Annotated in this window: 1 protein-coding gene; it reads left to right on the top strand. The window is 64.7% G+C overall.

Annotated elements, in window-relative coordinates; translation table 11 throughout:
- Positions 1-764 (top strand): phosphoenolpyruvate carboxylase (locus AWB80_RS42830; RefSeq protein ID WP_143328306.1); only part of this gene is annotated, 764 nt, incomplete at both ends.

Raw genomic sequence — 764 nt, 5'->3', positions numbered from 1 at the left:
GGCGGCACGGTCGGACGCGGCGGCGGCCCGACCTATCAGGCGATTCTGTCGCAGCCGCCCGGCACCGTCGACGGGCAAATCCGTCTGACCGAGCAGGGCGAAGTGATCGCGAGCAAGTTCGGCAATCCGGAAATCGGCCGGCGCAATCTGGAGACGGTGGTCGCGGCGACGCTCGAAGCATCGGTGCTGCCGCATGAGAACGCGCCGGCGCAACTGCCGCAATTCGAAGCGACGATGCAGACCCTGTCCGATTCTGCGATGGCCGCGTATCGCGCGCTCGTCTACGAGACGCCCGGCTTCACCGACTACTTCTTCCTCTCGACGCCGATTTCGGAGATCGCGGAGTTGAACATCGGCAGCCGGCCGGCGTCGCGCAAGCTGCAGGACCCGAAGCAACGCAAGATCGAGGATCTTCGCGCGATTCCGTGGGGTTTTTCGTGGGGTCAGTGCCGCTTGTTGCTGACGGGCTGGTTCGGCTTCGGCAGCGCGGTCACGGCGTATCTCGACAAGTCCGGCTCCGACGAGGAACGCGCGAAGCGGCTGGCTACGCTGCGCAAGATGCACAAGACGTGGCCGTTCTTCAAGAACCTGCTGTCGAACATGGACATGGTGCTCGCGAAGACCGATCTCGCGGTGGCGTCGCGCTATGCGCAGCTCGTCACCGACAAGAAGCTGCGCAAGACCGTGTTCGACAAGATCGTCGCGGAGCATGAGCGCACGTCGAACGTGCTGGCCGAGATCACCGGCAAAGGCGAGCGTCTCGC

The sequence above is a fragment of the Caballeronia pedi genome, from assembly GCF_001544915.2.
Lineage (GTDB): Bacteria > Pseudomonadota > Gammaproteobacteria > Burkholderiales > Burkholderiaceae > Caballeronia > Caballeronia pedi.
This window is presented reverse-complemented; position numbering and strand designations above follow the sequence as displayed.